Origin of the sequence: Neisseria sp. P0019.S002 (assembly GCF_051957155.1) — a bacterium.
GTDB lineage: Bacteria > Pseudomonadota > Gammaproteobacteria > Burkholderiales > Neisseriaceae > Neisseria > Neisseria perflava.
In genome coordinates this window covers 1-570 of record NZ_JBQCWS010000043.1, presented here as the reverse complement: position 1 = coordinate 570, position 570 = coordinate 1, and the positions used below count along the sequence as shown (strand labels likewise).

The window sequence follows — 570 nt, the reverse complement described above, 5'->3', positions numbered from 1 at the left end:
CACCTGCGCCGGACTCATTGGATACCAATTCAAAGTGGTAGGTTTCGCCACGAATGACAACGCCGATCGCAATCAGGGCATCGAATTGTTCGGATGAAGCGAGGTTCATCAGCGCGATAGGCACTTCAAGCGCGCCGGGAACGGTGGCAAGCGTGATGTTGTCTTCGGCTACGCCCAATTCTTTTAAGGTGCGGCAGCAAACTTTGACCATTTCGCTACCGATTTCGTTGGTGAAGTGGGCTTGAACGATGCCGATGCGCAGGTTGGTGCCATCGAGGCGTGGTTCGATAATGTTCATGATGATTCCTTCAATATTTGTGAAGTAGGGATTCGGCTCGGTTTCAGACGGCCTTGTTATAAAGAAGGCCGTCTGAAACGAAATGGGTGGGTTATTCTTGCGATTGCCAATCGGCAACGGCTTGGAACTCGCCGTCTCCGTTCAATTCCCACGCGCTGCCTTCTGCCTGAGTCAGCAGGAGCGCGATGTCGGGATTGTCTGCAGTAATGGCGGAGAGGCTGACAATGCTGAAATTATCGGGACTGTCGGTGTATTCGTCGGTTTCGTCGCCG

General features: G+C 53.0%; 2 protein-coding genes. Both read right to left on the bottom strand.

The genetic code is table 11. The features are described from left to right. Nucleotides 1-298, bottom strand: a 298-nt coding sequence (ribH, locus tag ACTHTY_RS11445) for a 6,7-dimethyl-8-ribityllumazine synthase (RefSeq protein WP_440367731.1), incomplete at its 3' end; no start/stop codon positions are given. Between the two features lie 91 nt (nucleotides 299-389). Then, nucleotides 390-570: immunity protein Imm33 domain-containing protein (locus ACTHTY_RS11440; RefSeq protein WP_440367729.1), on the bottom strand; the 181-nt coding region annotated here is incomplete at its 5' end.